The organism is Rhizobium subbaraonis (genome assembly GCF_900220975.1).
Taxonomy (GTDB): Bacteria; Pseudomonadota; Alphaproteobacteria; order Rhizobiales; family Rhizobiaceae; genus Mycoplana; species Mycoplana subbaraonis.
Genome location: NZ_OBQD01000007.1, coordinates 34,676 through 51,596 on the forward strand (window position 1 = coordinate 34,676; position 16,921 = coordinate 51,596).

A 16,921-nucleotide genomic window follows, 5' to 3' on the forward strand; every position below is an offset into this window, starting at 1 on the left:
GGCGCAGCCTCACAGCTGCTGTCTGGCCTCCACGGATTGCAATCCGTCCCGGCAGCGCATCTTTCCGGCTGCGGTCAGCGCACGATCGTCAGGGTCTCCGCCGCCCGCGTGATTGCGGTGTAGAGCCAGCGCTCGCGCGTGTCGCGAAACGCCCAGCTTTCGTCGAACAGCACGACGTCGTTCCACTGCGAGCCCTGCGCCTTGTGAACGGTCAGGGCATAGCCGTAGTCGAATTCGTCGTATCGCTTGCGCGTCGACCAGGGAATTTCCTCCTCGACGTTCTCGAAAGCAGCCTTCAGCAGCTTGATCTTCGCAGCGCCCCTGTCCATGTCGTCGTCCTCGGGACGGATCATCAGGTTGATGCCCGGCTTCACCGTCTCCTTGGACGAGGTCATCACCTGCCATAGCGAGCCGTTCAACAGGCCCTTGGCCGGATCGTTGCGCAGGCACACGAGCTTGTCGCCCGATTGCGGATAGCCGGTCGAAAAACCCTTCAGCTCCCGCAGGCGCATATTGTAGCGTCGCCGGGTCTTGTTCGTGCCGACAAGCACCTGGTCGGCCTCCAGCACGAGCGGCTGCGTCACCTCGCCCTTCGGGATCACCTTGGCCGTGCCCCAGTCGCCATACAGGATCTCCTTGCCCTCGCGCACATGCATGGCGAGCTGGATGATCGGGTTGTCGCGTGCCTGCCGGTGGATGTCGGTCAGCAGATAGTCCGGCTCCTGGCTGGTGAAGTAGCCGCCGCCAGTAACCGGGGGCAACTGCCCCGGATCGCCGAGAACGAGGATGGGCGTGCCGAAGCTCATCAGGTCCTTGCCGAGCGCCTCGTCCACCATCGAGCATTCGTCGACGATGATCAGCGCGGCCTTGGCGACGGGGCTCTGGCGATTGATCGAGAACATCGGCGCGATCGACGTCTTGCCGGTCTCCTCGTCGGATACCTCTTCCTCGCCGCGCGGCCGGTAGATCAGGGAATGGATGGTGCGGGCATTGCTGGCGCCCTTGGATCGCAGCACCTGCGCAGCCTTTCCGGTAAAGGCCGCAAACAGCACGTCGCCGTCGACATGCTCGGCGAAGTGGCGCGCAAGCGTGGTCTTTCCCGTGCCGGCGTAGCCGAAAAGCCGGAAGAGCGGCGAACGCCCCTCCTTCAGCCAGCGCGAAACGGCCTTGAGGGCCTCGTCTTGTTGTGGTGCGAATTCCATGGGGCGACTTGGCAGGATTCGTTATTCCGAAGCAAGGAAAACCGCATGCATCCACTGCTTCCGCCCCGTTCGCATCCAAGCCCCGCCGGTCGGTTCGAGCACGATATTCCGGCACAGGCAGGATTTCGCAATAGAAAATGTCATTTGAACGCAATATCAAGGCGACGACCTCTCCCGGCACAGCGCATCGGAAATCGCCCTTGAACGCCAAGCATCCCAATTGCGATCCAGACAATGCGGTGACCGGCTTCGGCCGCCTGAAGCCCCATGCCCAATGGGTTTTGCTGGCAGCGCTGTCGGTTCCGCTTGCAGCGGCACTCGAATTCGCCGGCATCCCGGCGGGGCTGATGATGGGCCCGATGGTTGCAGCCGTGATCGTCGGCGTGAACGGCGGAACGATCCGGCTCCCCCGCATCTTCTTTTTCGGTGTTCAGGTCGTGCTGGCGATGATGATCGCCAGCATGGTCTCGCCCCATCTGGTTAGCACCTTTCTTTCGCGCTGGCCGCTGTTCCTTTTGATCGTCCTTGCCGTCATCGCCATGAGCACGTTTTGCGGCTGGGTCATTACCCGCATGCAGATCCTGCCCGGCACGACCGCCATCTGGGGCTCCTCAGCCGGTGCCGCCTCGACCATGCTGCTGATGGCGGGAGCCTACGGCGCCGACGTGCGTCTCGTCGCCTTCATGCAGTACCTGCGTGTCGTGTTCGTCGCGACCCTTGCCACCCTCATTGCCCATTTCGGCGGCCATCAGGCGGTCGGCGCCGACCAGCGCGCGCTGTTTGCGCCGTTCGACGCCGGCAACGTCGCGCTGACGCTGGGCATTGGCGTTGTGTTCGGGCTCATCGGCCGCTGGCTGCGGCTTCCGGCCGGATCGTTCCTCACCCCGTTTGCCGTCGGCTCGGCGTTGACGATGACAGGAACGGTGCACTTCGAACTGCCGCAATGGCTGCTGGCAATCGCGTTTGCCCTCCTCGGCTGGAACATCGGTCTGGGTTTCACCCGCTCCATCCTCCGCCATGCGCGCCGCGCGTTTGCGCCCACCGCCATCTCGATCATCGCGCTGCTTTCCTTCTCCGGACTGCTGGCATTCGCGCTCGTCGCATGGCTCGGCATCGATCCGATGACGGCCTATCTGGCAACGAGCCCCGGGGGCCTCGATTCGATTGCCGTCATTGCCGCATCGAGCAACGTGGATCTCTCCTTCGTCATGGCGCTGCAGACGGCCCGGCTGGTCATCATCACGCTCATCGGCCCCGTCATCGCCCGTTTCGTCGCCGACAAGGCTTGAGAGGCTTGACCCCGGGGCCTGCCTCCCGGTGTTGCCAAGACGGGAATGACCGCTACCATGTCCTCCTGGGAGGATGAGCGATGGTGGATTTCGTCGAGATCGTCGAGATGGCCGCGCGCGACGGCCTGCAGAACGAAAAGCGCATCATTCCCGCCGCCGAAAAGGTCGCGCTGATCGACCGCCTGTCGGCCTGCGGCTTCCGGCGCATCGAGGCGACGAGCTTCGTCAGCCCGAAATGGGTACCCCAACTGGCCGATGGGTCGGAGGTCATGGCGAACATTAAAAGGCGCCCCGGCGTTCGCTACGCCGCGCTCGTGCCGAACCTGAAAGGCTACGAGGCGGCCAGGACCGCCGGCGCCGACGAGGTTGCGATCTTCGTCTCCGCCTCCGAAGGGTTCTCGCGCGCCAACATCAACTGCTCGATCGCCGAGAGCCTCGAGCGGTTGAAACCCGTCGCCGAACAGGCTCAGGCAGACGGGATCGCGCTCCGGGGCTATGTCAGTTGCGTCGTCATCTGCCCCTATGACGGGCCGACACCGCCGGAAGCCGTCGCCGACGTGACGCAAAGGCTGCTGGCGCTCGGTTGCCACGAGGTGAGCCTGGGCGACACGATCGGCCGCGCCCGGCCGCCCGAGATCGCCACCATGCTGTCAGCGGTCCTCGCCCTTGCACCGCCGAACCGGCTTGCCGGTCACTATCACGACACCAGCGGCCGGGCGCTGGACAACATCCGCGTCAGCCTCGACATGGGCCTTCGTGTGTTCGACGCCTCTGCGGGCGGTCTCGGTGGCTGCCCCTATGCGCCGGGCGCCAAAGGCAATGTGGACACGCGGGCCGTCGCCGCCCTGCTGGAGAACCTCGGCTATTCGACAGGACTGGATATGGTGCGGCTTTCCGAGGCTGCGGACTTCGCCCGCGCGCTCGTCGCAGCCCCCGGAGAGGAACAGAGCCGATGACATTTCCGACCGCCGCATTCCAGACCATCGGGCTGTCCACGGATAGTCGCGGGGTAGCCACGCTGATGTTGTCGCGGCCCGCACAGCACAATGCGTTGTCGGCCGAAATGATCGCCGAACTCACGCAGGCTGCCGCCGCCATCGCACACGCCCCTTCCATCCGGGTGGTCATTCTGACCGGCGCGGGGGCGAGCTTCTGCGCCGGCGGCGATCTCAACTGGATGAAGGCACAGGTGGAGGCTGATCGAACAGAACGCATGTCGCAATCCCGCAAGCTCGCCCTGATGCTGAAGGCGCTGCGGGATCTGCCGAAGCCGTTGATCGCCCGCGTCAACGGCCAGGCCTATGGCGGCGGCGTCGGCCTCATCAGCATATGCGACGCCGCAATATCCGTTTCGGACGCCCGTTTCGGCCTCACCGAAACCCGACTGGGCCTGATCCCGGCCACCATAAGCCCCTATGTCATCGCCAGGATCGGCGCGGCAAACGCCATGCGCTACTTCACCTCCGCACGCATCTTCGACGCGACGGAGGCGCGCACCACCGGCCTGCTCAACGCCGTGGTCGATGCAGAAGCGCTGGACGACGCGATCGAGGCGGAAATTGCGCCCTATTTCGCCACCGCCCCCGCTGCTGTCGCCGCAGCCAAGGCATTGGTTCACGCCATAAGCGCTCCCCTCGACGCCCCGATCATCGAGGACACGCTGAAACGGCTGGCGGACACATGGGAGACACCCGAAGCGGCCGAAGGCATATCCGCCTTCCTGCAGAAGCGGCCTCCGGCATGGAAGACCGAGACGCGGTAAACGCCACCGCAACAGCGGTATCAAGGGGCGATGTAAAGTCGTCCGCAACCGGGTTATACTGGCGGAACAAACCAAAGTGGCAGGCGTTCAGTTCCGATGCAGCATCGAGGACATCGCAGATGGCACCGCGCGCGCAATGGAAAGGCTTCCTGAAATTCGGCGAGGTTGTTTGCCCGGTCTCGCTCTATACGGCTGCGTCCACCTCCGAGCGCATCGCCTTCCACACGATCAACCGCGAGACGGGGAATCGCGTTCGCCGCGAATTCGTCGACGGCGTCACTGGCAACCCGGTCGGTCGCGAGGACCAGGTGAAGGGCTACGAGATCGGCAAGGATGACTACATCGTCCTGGAACCGGAGGAAGTGGCAGCCGCGGTGCCCGAAAGCGACAAGACGCTGGAAGTCGGCTCCTTCGTCAACCTCTCGGACGTCGACGACGTCTATTTCGACAAGCCCTATTATCTGGCGCCGGGCGATCGCATGGCGGACGAAGCCTATGTCCTGCTGCGAGACGCGTTGCGCAAGTCGCACTCCGCAGCGCTCGGCCAGGCCGTGCTGTTTCGCCGCGTCCGCTCCCTCCTCATCCGCGCTGAAGGCGATGGCCTGATCGCGACGACGCTGACCTTCAACTACGAGATCCGGTCGGCGAAGGAGGCCTTTGCCGACATCCCCGACATGGAAATCAAGGGCGAAATGCTGGATCTCGCCCGCCACATCATTACCACCAAGGCGGGCACCTATGATCCGGCCGCGTTCCACGACAGGTATGAGGAAGCGGTGGCCGAACTCGTGAAGGCGAAGATCGAGGGCCGGACGATCGAACGCAAGAAGGAACCGAAGCGCGAGAACGTTACCGACCTGATGGACGCGTTGCGCCAGAGCGCCGCCGCATTAGGCGCGGCGGAAAAACCCGCACCCCGGCGCGCGGGGAAGGCGCAATCCAAGTCTTCGAAATCCGCGTCGAGCCACCGCAAGGCCGGCTGATCGATGGCGCTCGAAACCTATCATCGCAAGCGCGACTTCCAAAAGACCCCGGAGCCGAAGGGCCGGACGACGAAGGCACAGGGCAACAGCTTCGTCGTGCAGAAGCATGACGCGCGCCGCCTTCACTACGATTTCCGGCTCGAGATGGACGGTGTCCTGAAAAGCTGGGCCGTCACACGCGGGCCGAGCCTGGTGCCCGGCGAAAAGCGCCTTGCCGTCCATGTCGAGGACCATCCGCTGGAGTATGGCGGCTTCGAAGGAACGATCCCCAAGGGCGAATATGGCGGCGGCACCGTCATCGTCTGGGACCGCGGCACGTGGGAGCCGCTCGAAGATCCGCACAAGGGCTACAAGAAGGGGCACCTCGAATTCGAGCTGCATGGCGAAAAGTTGAACGGCCTGTGGCATCTCGTACGAATGCACGGCAAGCCCGGCGAAAAGGCGGACAACTGGCTGCTGATCAAGGGCGAGGACGAATACGCCCGACCGGAAGATGCGCCCGACATTCTGGAGGAACGTCCGGAATCGGTAAAAACAGGACGGGAAATCGCGGACGTCTCCGGCGAAGAGCCGGGCTGGTCGTCGAAAACCGGAAAGATCACGAGGAACAAAGCCCGCAAGACGAAGGATAAGGCCGATCAGGCCGAGGGCGAGGCAGATCCCGCCCCCAAGACAGCCACACCCGCAGACCCGTCAAAGGAAGAGGGGGCGGTCAAGGCGCGGCTGCCGGCATTCGTCGAGCCGTCCCTCGCCTCGCTGACTCAAAAGCCGCCGGCGGGATCACGATGGCTTCACGAGATCAAGTTCGACGGCTACCGGCTGCAGGCACGGATCGAGGCTGGGAAGGTCAAGCTTCTGACGCGCGGCGGGCTCGACTGGTCGGCGAAGTTCGGCAAGACCGTCCTGTCCGCCTTCCAGGAGCTGCCGGTCGGAAGCGCGCTGATTGACGGCGAACTGATCGTCGAGGGGCAGTCGGGCATTTCCGATTTCTCGGCGCTTCAGGCTGATCTGAGCGAGGGCCGCACCAACCGTTTCGTCTATTACGCCTTCGACCTGCTCCACCTGGACGGCTACGACGTGACCGCCCTTCCCCTCATCCGCCGCAAGGAACTGCTTCACACGATCATTGCCACGGAGACGGGCTCCTTGCGCTATAGCGCGCATTTCCTGGAGGACGGCGACCTGCTGCTGACGCAGGCCTGCCGCCTCGGGCTGGAAGGGATCGTCTCGAAGGTCGCGGACGATCGCTACCGTTCCGGCCGTGGCAAGAGTTGGCAGAAGGCCAAGTGCGCTCATGCGCAGGAGTTCGTCATCGCCGGCTGGGTGCCGTCGACGACTGCGCGCAAGGCGGTGGGCTCGCTTGTACTTGGAGTCTACGAAGACGGAAAGCTGCAGCATGTCGGCCGGGTCGGCACCGGCTTCAGCCACACGGTCGCCGCCGAGCTTGCGCGGCGGCTGGAGCGGATCAGGATCGAAACCAGCCCCTTCGCAACGCCGCTCACAGGCAACGAGGCCCGCGGCGTGCGTTACGTCCGCCCCGAGCTCGTGGCCGAAGTCGAGTTCCGTGCCTGGACCGCCGACGGCCACCTTCGCCACGCCTCGTTCCGCGGCCTGCGCGAGGACAAGCCGGCAAGCGAAATCGTCCGCGAGGAGAGCAAGGCCGCCGCCACTGCCGGAAAGGGCCGCAGCACGAACAAGGAGACGACGATGGCCAAACCTGCATCGAGACCGGCCTCGAAGGTCCAGTTGACGCATCCCGACCGCGTCTACTGGCCGAAGGAGGGCGTGACCAAGGGCGGCCTTGCCGACTACTATGCCGAGGTGTGGCCGTACATGGAGCCCTACGTCGTAGATCGCCCCCTGGCGCTTCTGCGTTGTCCCGACGGGATCGACGGCCAGCAGTTTTTCCAGAAGCACGGATGGAAAGGCATCAACGCGGCCATCCTGCAGGTCGAGGATCCGAAGGAACCCGGCGAGGCGCCCTATATCGCCATCAAGGATTTCGACGGGTTGATCGGGCTGGTGCAGGCGGCCTCGCTCGAAATCCACCCCTGGGGTTCGACCGTCGGCGACTGGGAGAGGCCCGATATGCTGATCATGGACCTCGATCCGGGGCCGGACGTCGGCTGGGCAAGTGTCATCGCCGCGGCGGAGGAAATCCGGGATAGGCTGCAGGACATGGGCCTGCACGCCTATGTCAAGACATCGGGCGGCAAGGGACTGCATGTTGTCTCCCCGCTGAAACCTTCGGCGGAGTGGCCGCAATTGAAGGGCTTCGCCAAGGATATGGCCGACCAGATGGCCGCGGACAGCCCGGGAAAATACGTCTCCACCATCGCCAAGGCGAAACGGCACGGCAAGATCCTGATCGACTACCTCAGAAACCAGCGCGGCCAGACAGCAGTGGCGCCGTATTCGACGCGTGCCCGTCCGGGCGCCCCCGTCTCCATGCCGCTCGGCTGGGAAGAACTCGATCCCGCAATCGGCCCTGCGCACTTCACCGTTTCGAACGCGCCGACGCGACTGGCAAAGCTCGCCTCAGACCCGTGGGCGGATTTCGGCCGTGACGCGGTCCCGCTTCCGGTCAAGCGGCAGCGGCGGGGGAACGCGGCCTGAGGCTCACTTCTTGTTCTTCTTGGCAGCCGCCACGCTTTTGCGAAGCGCATCCATGATGTTGATGACGTTGGAGGACGGCGCCGGCACCTCGGTCTTTTCCTTCACCGGTTTCTTCCGCCCCTTCTTCTTCGCCGCGATGATCTCCAGAAGTTTTTCCTGAACGGGATCGTCGGCTACGTCAGGGGACCATTTGCGGGTATTCTCGGCGATGAACGTTTCGGCGAGTTTCATCATCGACGGTTCCAGCTTCACCTTGCCGATCCCCTCGAAATAGGCATCGGCCGGGCGGACCTCCTCGCCGTAGCGAAGCGTCCACAGCACGATGCCCTTCTCTCGCGGCTCCAGCAGCACGGCACGCTCGCGCCGATACATGACCAGGCGCGATATTCCCACCATGTCGGCGGCCTTCATCGCGTCACGAATGACGCTGAAGGCCTCCTCTCCGACGGGATCGTTGGGTGTCAGGTAGTGTGGCTTGTCGAACCAGATCCAGTCGATGCTGTCGCGGCTGACGAATTTCTCGATGTCGATCGTCCGCGTGCTCTCGAGCGCCACGGCGTCCAGCTCCTCGTCTTCGAGTACGATGAAATCGCCCTCGCCGCGCTCGTATCCCTTCGCTTCCTCGTCCTCATCCACCACCTTGCCCGTTTCGGAATCGACGTAGCGGCTGACCACCCGGTTCTTCGTCGCGCGATTGAGCGTATGGAAGCGGACCTTCTCGTCCGCGCTCGTCGCCGGCATCATCGCCACCGGACAGGTGACGAGCGAGAGCTTCAGATAGCCTTTCCAGAAAATGCGTGGCGCCATGGCTGCCCCCTCGCGAAGCATCGTCAAAAAACGCGCCTCGCGCGTCTTGGTTCCGCTTTCCCGATCTGCCGGGCAGAAATCTTGCGCCCTCGGGGCGCATCCGACAAGCGCGCTTCCACGACCGGCGCGGGAATATTATCGTCAACCGCGGTGTCTCACGGCTGCACCCGCCTTTGCGGTGTCCATCCACCGGGCACAGGAACCAAGCGCCATGAGAAAACTGCTCCTCGCTTCAGCCGCCTTCATCCTCGCAAGCGCCGCCGCCGCCGTTGCGGCCGCTCCGGTCAAGACCGTCAAGACCGACAAGGGCGAAGTCCTTGCCGGCGAGAACGGCATGACCCTCTATACCTACAAGAACGACATGAAGGACATGTCCATGTGCTACGACCAGTGCGCGACCAACTGGCCGCCCTACATGGCCGCAGCCGACGCCAAGGCTGAGGGCGCCTATACGCTCGTCAAACGCAAGGACGGCCAGATGCAGTGGGCCAAGGACGGCATGCCGCTCTATTTCTGGATCAAGGACAGGAAGCAGGGTGATGCGACCGGCGATGGGGTGAAAGGCGTCTGGAATGCCGCACGGCCCTGACGACGGCGCCGCTGCCGCCTCGTTCGAAGAGGCTCTCCTGGCGCTCGTGCCCGGCTTGCGGCGTTATTCGCGGAGCCTGACGCGAACAGATGCCGACGGCGAGGACCTGTTGCAGGACTGCGTCGAAGCAGCACTCGCACGCCGCGCCCAGTGGCGCGGCGCCAATCTCCGCAGTTGGGCCTTCACCATCATGACCAACCTGTTCCGCAACCGCTACCGGGCGATGATGCGGCGCCCGACGGCGGCGATCGAGGAGGCCGAGCAGGTGGCGCTTGCCGATGACGACGGCGATCCCCTAGAGCGGACCCGTATCCGGGCGGCGCTGGAGGCGCTGACGCCCGACTATCGCACGACGCTGATGCTGGTGGTGGTCGAAGGCTATTCCTACCAGGAGACCGCGGACATGATGCGCGTTCCGATCGGCACCGTCATGTCCCGCCTGTCGCGCGCACGACACCAGCTTGCCTCCCGGCTGGCCCAGGATAACATCGTCCCCCTCAGGAGATCCAAATGATCCAAGCGACCGGCACAGTCGGCGAAAACGATCTGCATGCCTTCGTCGACGGCCTGCTGGATGAAGGCCGCCGCGCTGAGGTCGAAGCCTGGCTTCAGACAAACCCGCAGGATGCCGAGCGCGTGGCAAGCTGGTCGAGCCAGAACGAGCGCATACGGGAGGTGTTTGCCCGCGACTTCGTCTCCCGCGGCAGCGACGCCGAGATGCTCCGGCGCAATCGCCAGTCGCTCGGGTCGCGGTTCACCCGCCCCGCGATTGCCGCCGCCGCCGCACTGCTGATCTTCGCCGCCGGCTTCGGCAGCGGCCGGCTGACCATGGCGACGACTGCCCCGCCGTCCGGGGCGGCCACTGCCTCTCTTGCGCAGGAGGCGCGTTCCGCCTTCCTCGTCTACACCAGCGAGGTGCGCCATCCCGTCGAAGTCGCGGCCGACCAGCAGGACCATCTTGCCGCCTGGCTTGGCAAGCGGCTGGACTATCGTTTGCGACTGCCGGACCTTTCCGCGCTCGGCTACAGCCTTGTCGGCGGCAGGCTGCTGCCGGTCGGCGGCCAGCCGGGTGCGCTGCTGATGTACCAGAACGCCGGAGGCCAGCGGCTGACGATCATCGTCGGCCGCAACGCGGAACACCGGGAAACGAGCTTCCGCCTCGACACGGACGGTCCCGTCCGCACCTTCTACTGGATCGACGGCACAATCGGCTATGCCGTGACCGGAGAGATCCCGGCGGACGAACTTCGCGCCGTCGCCGACGAGTGCTACCGGCAGATGGAGGAAGCTTAGGGTCACCTCGGAGTTCTGCATCAGCCGTTCTCGCCGGCACACGCGTGGAAGCACCCGCCGAAACTTGGCATAGTGCCCGGCAACAGGACGAATCATCAGTTGAGGACGTAAATATGGTCGGCATTCGCGACATCACACTGCCGGGCGGCGGCAGCGTTCCCGCCCTCGGCCAGGGGACCTGGCACATGGGCGAAAGCAGAGCGGCGGCGCAAGGCGAGATCCGCGCTTTGCAGGCCGGGATCGACCTCGGCATGACGCTGATCGACACGGCCGAAATGTATGCGGACGGCGGCGCGGAAGAGGTTGTCGGCCGCGCCGTCGAGGGACGGCGCGACAGCGTGTTCATCGTCAGCAAGGTTCTTCCGTCGAATGCCAGCCGCAAGGGTACGGTCGCCGCCTGCGAGGCAAGCCTGAACCGGCTGGGAACAGACAGAATCGACCTCTACCTCCTGCATTGGCGCGGCCGCCATCCCCTTTCCGAGACCGTCGCGGCGTTCGAGGCTTTGAGGGCGGCCGGCAAGATCGGCGCATGGGGCGTTTCCAATTTCGACGTCGACGATATGGAGGAGCTTTTGTCGGTTGCTGGCGGCGACCACGTCGCCGCGAACCAGGTGCTCTATAATCCCGCCCGCCGCGGCATCGAGTTCGACCTTCTGCCCTGGTCCGACGCACGCGGGCTCGCCACCATGGCCTACTCGCCGCTCGACGAGGGCCGCCTCGTGCGCCATCCTGCCCTAGCCCGTATCGCCGCAAGCCACGGCGCCAGCGCGCCACAGGTCGCGCTGGCCTTCCTGCTTTCGCGCCGGCACGTCATCGTCATTCCGAAGTCCGGCTCGCCCGAACGCGTCGCGGAAAACCGCAAGGCCGCCGATCTGATCCTCACGTCCGACGATATGGCCGCCCTCGACGCAGCCTTCCCGCCGCCAAGGCGCAAGCAGCCGCTGGAAATGATATGACACACCTCCAAAACGCCATAAAGCTGCACAAACTCGAAAGCTCCCCCACCCACTAAAGCGTTGGCAATGGTGTTTCGAACTTTTTGTCGGTTAGGACTGGCTGGCGTGGCTGCCCTAAGTATCGGCCATACATCGAAAGCCACAGCTGCGGAGAACGGAAAAAATCGATCATCGACAATCCGCTTTGGCATCATTTTCGCGGATGGAAGAAAGCACCAACGGGAGACACGATGCAACGAGGCTGAGACTTGCGAGATTTATCGCAACGATGATTTGGGAGTGACGATCGCAATATTGAAAGAGAGAGAACCAAGGCGAAAAATATCGAAAACCGTTCGAATATCATGCAAGGATTTCGATTGTTTCTTTGAAAATTCCCAATCCATTATAGAGATATACGGTTCACAGCCTGTCCGTTTCCACAAGGGAGAGCGTCCCAGAGGATTGGAGTGGCAACAAAACGAACATTACGGAAGTCTCGCAATTCAGTTCGAGACAAAGGCGAAAACGCAATCTTTGATAAAGGAAACGTCAATCGAACTCGGCGGTCCACCCGACAAGAGTCGGGCAGACCAGCGCAAAATTTAGCCGGCAGCGGCTGAATCGTAGTTTGGCTCACATCCCCTGCGGGCCGCGGTTCATCGCGGCGATGCCGGTGCGGCAGACCTCGATCAGGCCGAGCGGCTTCATGATGGCGATGAACTGGTCGATCTTCGACACCTTGCCGGTGATCTCGAAGACGAAGTGCTCGGTGTTGGCATCGATGACCGAAGCGCGGAAGGCATCGGCAAGCCGCAACGCCTCGACCCGGTGATCGCCGGTGCCCGACACCTTGACCAGCGCCAGTTCGCGCTCCAGCGGCCGCTCATGGCCGAGGTCCTTGGCGCGGACGGTCAGGTCGACGACCCGGTGCACCGGAACGATACGCTCCAGTTGCGCCTTGATCTGCTCCAGCACGTGCGGGGTGCCGCGGGTGACGATGGTGATGCGCGACAGATGCGCCTGATGCTCCGTCTCCGAAACGGTCAGGCTTTCGATGTTGTATCCGCGGCCGGAAAACAGGCCGATGACGCGGGCCAGCACGCCCGGCTCGTTGTCGACGAGGACCGATAGCGTGTGGCTTTCCGAAACCTGCGTCTCGGGAGCGATGAAATAGGCCGAACCGGTCGGCTGAAGATGTGCGTTCATGGACTTCGTTCCTCCCGTATATCAGACTAGCTGGCGACCCTTGGCGTCGATCGCGTTCGCGACCGCCTCGTCCGTCGCCTCGTCGGGCAGCAGCATCTCGTTGTGCGCCTTGCCGGACGGGATCATCGGGAAGCAGTTTGCCAGGTTGGCAACGCGGCAATCGAAGATCACCGGCTTCTTGACCGAGATCATTTCCTGGATTGCGCCATCCAGATCGGCTGGCTTGTCGCAACGCAGGCCGACGGCGCCATAGGCTTCGGCGAGTTTGACGAAGTCAGGCATTGCCTCGGTGTAGGAATGCGACAGACGGTTGCCGTGCAAGAGCTGCTGCCACTGGCGGACCATCCCCATGTACTGGTTGTTGAGGATGAAGATCTTGATTGGCGCCTCGTACTGGATCGCAGCCGACATCTCCTGGATGCACATCTGGATGGAAGCGTCGCCGGCGATGTCGATGACGAGCGCGTCGGGATGGGCGATCTGCACGCCGAGGGCGGCCGGCAGGCCATAGCCCATCGTGCCGAGCCCGCCGGAGGTCATCCAGTGGTTCGGCTGCTCGAAGCCGAAGAACTGCGCAGCCCACATCTGGTGCTGGCCGACTTCGGTGGTGATGTAGGTGTCGCGATGCTTGGTCAGCTCGTACAGCCGCTGGATCGCGTATTGCGGCATGATGACGTCATCGTTGGGCTTGTAGGCCAGCGAGTTGCGCGCACGCCACTTGCTGATCGAGGTCCACCAGTCGGCCAGGTGTTCCTTGCCCGTGGTCTTTGCGGAGGCGCGCCACAGCCGGACCATGTCTTCGAGGACGCGGCCGACGTCACCCAGGATCGGAATGTCGACCCGGACGTTCTTGTTGATCGAGGACGGATCGATATCGATGTGGATCTTCTTCGAATTGGGCGAAAACGCATTCAGGCGGCCGGTAATGCGGTCGTCGAAGCGCGCGCCGATGCAGACCATGACGTCACAGTCATGCATCGCCATGTTGGCCTCGTAGGTGCCGTGCATGCCCAGCATGCCGAGCCAGTTCTTGCCGGATGCGGGATAGGCGCCGAGCCCCATCAGCGTCGAGGTGATCGGGAAACCGGTCAGTTCGACCAGTTCGCGCAGCAGGTGCGAAGCCTCGGGGCCAGAATTGACGACGCCGCCGCCGGAATAGATCACCGGCTTTCGGGCGCCCTGCATCAGGGCTACGGCCTCGCGGATGCGGTCGAGGTCGCCTTGGACCTTCGGCTCGTAGACGTGCTGCGAGGGCGTGGCGGACGGGGCGACATAGGTGCCGGTGGCGAACTGGATATCCTTCGGGATGTCGACAACGACCGGGCCGGGACGGCCGCTCTTGGCGACACGGAAGGCCTCGTGGATGGTGCGCGCCAGCTGGTTGACGTCCTTGACCAGCCAGTTGTGCTTGGTGCAGGGCCGGGTGATGCCAACCGTGTCGCATTCCTGGAACGCGTCCGAACCGATCAGCGAGGTCGGGACCTGGCCGCTGAGGCAGACGAGCGGGATCGAATCCATCAGCGCGTCCTGCAGCGGCGTGACGGCATTGGTCGCGCCGGGGCCGGAGGTCACCAGCATAACGCCGACCTTGCCGGTGGCGCGCGCATAGCCTTCGGCGGCGTGCCCTGCCCCCTGCTCGTGACGGACGAGGATGTGCTGTATCTCGTCCTGCTGGAAGATCTCGTCGTAGATCGGCAGGACGGCGCCGCCCGGATAGCCGAAGATGTGCTCGACGCCATTGTCCTTCAGTGCCTGCAGGACGATTTCGGCGCCCGTCATCTGGTTCTCAGTTCCACTCATCGGAATGTTTCCGTTCGTTACCATGGTTTGAAAGTGTGATTAGCGAAATCGTGGGCATAAAAAAAGGCCCCTTTCGGAGCCTGCTTACCGCGCATGGGTGCTTTCGCCCGGTGGTCACACCACCTTGCCCATGCGCCTTCCCACCACAAGAATCTTCGCGATATTCGAAATCATGAGGCGGATTGATAATCGCTAAAGCGTTGATCGTCAACCGCCGTTGATTGCTTCGTTTCGGCACAACCGAACGACAACCGGGAATGGTTCAGGCTGGCACGGCCTACGACCAGGATACGCATTGTTAAGCGAGCGCTGTTATTCTCGCCTCAAAAGGGGCAAGGAGTGCCTGCGTTGCGTAACACTGATTTACATCGTTCGTCGGCAGCCGGCGAACAGGATCGGCGAGACGACGATACACCTGGGAACCGTCTCTTGGGACGCGTCGTCGCCTGCAGCGGCTCGCGGGCGACCATCAGCGCGGTGGCCGAGGAAGGCCAGACCTCGCTGACGGAACTCTGGTCCGTCGGACGCCTGATCTCCATCTCGGTCGGCGACAACCGCATCGTGGCGCTCGTATATGCCATGGCGACCGACCAGCAGAGCTGGTCGACGAACGGCGACACGCTCTTTCACGTCGAGGTCGAGCTTCTCGGCGAGGTCCACATGGGACCGGACGGACGCGAGGAGTTTTCCGCCGGCATATCCGCCTATCCCTATCTCGGCGCGATCGCGCACCGTATCCGCGCCTCCGACCTCGCCAAAGTCTACGACACCGGCATGAACGACGTCTGCGTGATCGGCAAGCTGACGCAGGACGAGTCGCTGGACGCCACCATTCACGTCCCCTCGATGCTGTCCAAGCACTTCGCGATCGTGGGCACCACCGGCGTCGGCAAGTCGACAGCAGTCACGCTGCTCCTGCACAAGGCGATCCAGTCCGATCCGAAGCTGCGTGTGCTGATCCTCGACCCGCACAACGAATTCGCAGCCGCCTTCCCCGACCACGCGGTCGTCATCGAGACCGACACGCTCGACCTGCCGTTCTGGCTGTTCAAGCTGGAGGAGTTCGCAGAGGTCGTGTTCCGCGGCCGGCCGGCCGTCCCCGAAGAGATAGATGTGCTGCGCGACCTCATCCCCGAAGCGAAAAAGGCCTTTCGCGGCTCCGGCGAGGGCGGGCTGATGCGCCGTACCAACGAGAAGAGTTCGATCACGGCCGACACGCCGGTGCCCTTCCGCATCGCCGACCTGCTGGCGCTGATCGACGAGCGCATCGGCCGCCTCGAGGGGCGCACCGAAAAGCCGCACCTTCGCTCGCTGAAGGTCAAGATCATGTCTGCGATCAACGATCCTCGCTATCACTTCATGTTCTCCTCGAACACGATCACCGATACGATCCTGGATACGGTCGCGCGCATCTTCCGCATTCCGGGCAACGGCCGGCCGATCACCACGTTCCAGCTCGCCGGCATCCCCTCCGAGGTGGTCAACTCCGTCGCGTCCGTCCTCTGCCGCATGGCCTTCGAGATCGGCCTGTGGAGCAATGGCGGCGTCCACATGCTGGTCGTATGCGAGGAGGCGCACCGTTACGTGCCCGCCGACGCCAGCGCCGGCTTCCTGCCGACCCGGCAGGCGATCGCCCGCATTGCAAAGGACGGCCGCAAGTACGGCGTCTCACTCGGCGTCATCACCCAGCGCCCCGGCGAACTCGACCCCACGATCCTGTCGCAGTGCTCCACCGTGTTCGCCATGCGGCTTGCCAACGATCAGGACCAGGAGATCATCCGCTCCGCCATCCCCAATTCGTCCTCGTCCACGACGAGCTTCATCTCCTCGATCGGCAACGGCGAGGCGATCGCATTCGGCGAGGCAGTGGCCGTGCCGATGCGGATGAAGTTCTCCCGCGTCTCGGAAAGCCGCCTGCCGAAGGCAAACGGCGTCGTCGTCAAGGCAAGCGAGGATACGCCCGATACCGTCGACCTGCGCTCGATCGTCGGGCGCATGCGCTCGGTCTCCGGGCCGGACATCTCGTCCTTCCAGAGCTCCATCCTCGCCGCGGAAAACGACGCTTCGGCAATGCGCAGCACCTTCGCCGAGCCCCCGCCTTCCCGGCTGGACCGCGTAGACGACTATCGGGAAACGCAGCACGCCCAGCAGACCGTGTCGTCAAATGGCGATGCGGCGATGAGCGAACCGGACATCCAGCCCTATCGCCCGGACATGCTGCCGGGTGTCCCGGCAGGACCTTCGCCGCTCTCGGCGCACGACCGCTTCGAGGCGCTGCGGCGGGAGCTGAATGCCGGCCACGACGCGAGCCCTTCCCAGCCCAACAGGCCAGCGCGGCCCGCATTCGGCGAGACCGGTGAGACCCGGCGCGAAGGCTCCATCCGCGAACAGTTGCTGAAGAAGCCTCTCAGCAGCCTCGTGCGCAAGTAGCGCGGG

14 protein-coding genes are annotated in these 16,921 nt (G+C 63.9%); 10 read left to right on the forward strand and 4 right to left on the reverse strand.

Translation table 11 applies throughout. The annotated features are described in order from the left end of the window. Window positions 1-74: 74 nt before the first annotated feature. Window positions 75-1,202 (reverse strand): ATP-dependent DNA helicase, encoded by a 1,128-nt coding sequence (locus CRO48_RS11955; RefSeq protein ID WP_097139508.1) that lies wholly within the window; start codon window positions 1,200-1,202, stop codon window positions 75-77. Between the two features lie 200 nt (window positions 1,203-1,402). On the opposite strand from CRO48_RS11955, the gene CRO48_RS11960 reads away from it, so the two are divergent. From CRO48_RS11960 to ligD, 5 genes are all read left to right on the forward strand, one after another. Beyond that, a complete protein-coding gene (locus CRO48_RS11960; RefSeq protein WP_407071922.1) occupies window positions 1,403-2,491 on the forward strand; it encodes an AbrB family transcriptional regulator in 1,089 nt (362 codons plus the stop codon). A gap of 80 nt (window positions 2,492-2,571) precedes the next feature. Beyond that, window positions 2,572-3,447, forward strand: a complete 876-nt coding sequence (locus CRO48_RS11965; protein ID WP_097139512.1) for a hydroxymethylglutaryl-CoA lyase — start codon at window positions 2,572-2,574, stop codon at window positions 3,445-3,447. Next, the gene (locus CRO48_RS11970) at window positions 3,444-4,253 is read left to right on the forward strand and encodes a crotonase/enoyl-CoA hydratase family protein (protein WP_097139514.1); all 810 of its coding nucleotides are present in this window, start codon (window positions 3,444-3,446) and stop codon (window positions 4,251-4,253) included. Before CRO48_RS11965 ends, CRO48_RS11970 begins: the two co-directional genes overlap by 4 nt. 119 nt (window positions 4,254-4,372) lie before the next feature. After that, window positions 4,373-5,236 carry a non-homologous end joining protein Ku gene (gene ku, locus CRO48_RS11975; protein ID WP_097139516.1) on the forward strand — a complete coding sequence of 288 codons (864 nt, stop codon included), beginning with the start codon at window positions 4,373-4,375 and terminating at the stop codon, window positions 5,234-5,236. Window positions 5,237-5,239: 3 nt separating this feature from the next. Beyond that, window positions 5,240-7,852 carry a DNA ligase D gene (gene ligD, locus CRO48_RS11980; protein WP_097139518.1) on the forward strand — a complete coding sequence of 871 codons (2,613 nt, stop codon included), beginning with the start codon at window positions 5,240-5,242 and terminating at the stop codon, window positions 7,850-7,852. Between the two features lie 3 nt (window positions 7,853-7,855). On the opposite strand, the gene ku (CRO48_RS11985) is transcribed toward ligD, so the two are convergent. Next, complete coding sequence (gene ku, locus CRO48_RS11985) at window positions 7,856-8,659, reverse strand: non-homologous end joining protein Ku (RefSeq protein WP_097139949.1); 804 nt, start codon at window positions 8,657-8,659, stop codon at window positions 7,856-7,858. 211 nt (window positions 8,660-8,870) lie between these two features. On the opposite strand from ku (CRO48_RS11985), the gene CRO48_RS11990 reads away from it, so the two are divergent. The 4 genes from CRO48_RS11990 to CRO48_RS12005 all read left to right on the forward strand — a co-directional run bounded on the left by CRO48_RS11990 (window position 8,871) and on the right by CRO48_RS12005 (window position 11,497). Further along, window positions 8,871-9,248 carry a COG4315 family predicted lipoprotein gene (locus tag CRO48_RS11990; protein ID WP_097139520.1) on the forward strand — a complete coding sequence of 126 codons (378 nt, stop codon included), beginning with the start codon at window positions 8,871-8,873 and terminating at the stop codon, window positions 9,246-9,248. Beyond that, window positions 9,232-9,762, forward strand: a complete 531-nt coding sequence (locus tag CRO48_RS11995; protein WP_097139522.1) for an RNA polymerase sigma factor — start codon at window positions 9,232-9,234, stop codon at window positions 9,760-9,762. Before CRO48_RS11990 ends, CRO48_RS11995 begins: the two co-directional genes overlap by 17 nt. Beyond that, window positions 9,759-10,541 carry an anti-sigma factor family protein gene (locus CRO48_RS12000; RefSeq protein ID WP_097139524.1) on the forward strand — a complete coding sequence of 261 codons (783 nt, stop codon included), beginning with the start codon at window positions 9,759-9,761 and terminating at the stop codon, window positions 10,539-10,541. Before CRO48_RS11995 ends, CRO48_RS12000 begins: the two co-directional genes overlap by 4 nt. Before the next feature lie 113 nt (window positions 10,542-10,654). Continuing rightward, window positions 10,655-11,497, forward strand: a complete 843-nt coding sequence (locus CRO48_RS12005) for an aldo/keto reductase (protein WP_097139526.1) — start codon at window positions 10,655-10,657, stop codon at window positions 11,495-11,497. A 615-nt stretch (window positions 11,498-12,112) separates the two neighbouring features. Here the strand turns inward: CRO48_RS12005 and ilvN are convergent. Both ilvN and CRO48_RS12015 read right to left on the reverse strand, forming a co-directional pair. Beyond that, the gene (ilvN, locus tag CRO48_RS12010; RefSeq protein WP_097139528.1) at window positions 12,113-12,685 is read right to left on the reverse strand and encodes an acetolactate synthase small subunit; all 573 of its coding nucleotides are present in this window, start codon (window positions 12,683-12,685) and stop codon (window positions 12,113-12,115) included. Window positions 12,686-12,706: 21 nt separating this feature from the next. After that, window positions 12,707-14,485, reverse strand: a complete 1,779-nt coding sequence (locus CRO48_RS12015; RefSeq protein ID WP_097139530.1) for an acetolactate synthase 3 large subunit — start codon at window positions 14,483-14,485, stop codon at window positions 12,707-12,709. A 348-nt stretch (window positions 14,486-14,833) separates the two neighbouring features. Here CRO48_RS12015 and CRO48_RS12020 point away from each other — a divergent pair, with 348 nt between their 5' ends. Then, window positions 14,834-16,915 carry an ATP-binding protein gene (locus CRO48_RS12020; RefSeq protein WP_097139532.1) on the forward strand — a complete coding sequence of 694 codons (2,082 nt, stop codon included), beginning with the start codon at window positions 14,834-14,836 and terminating at the stop codon, window positions 16,913-16,915. Window positions 16,916-16,921 lie beyond the last annotated feature (6 nt).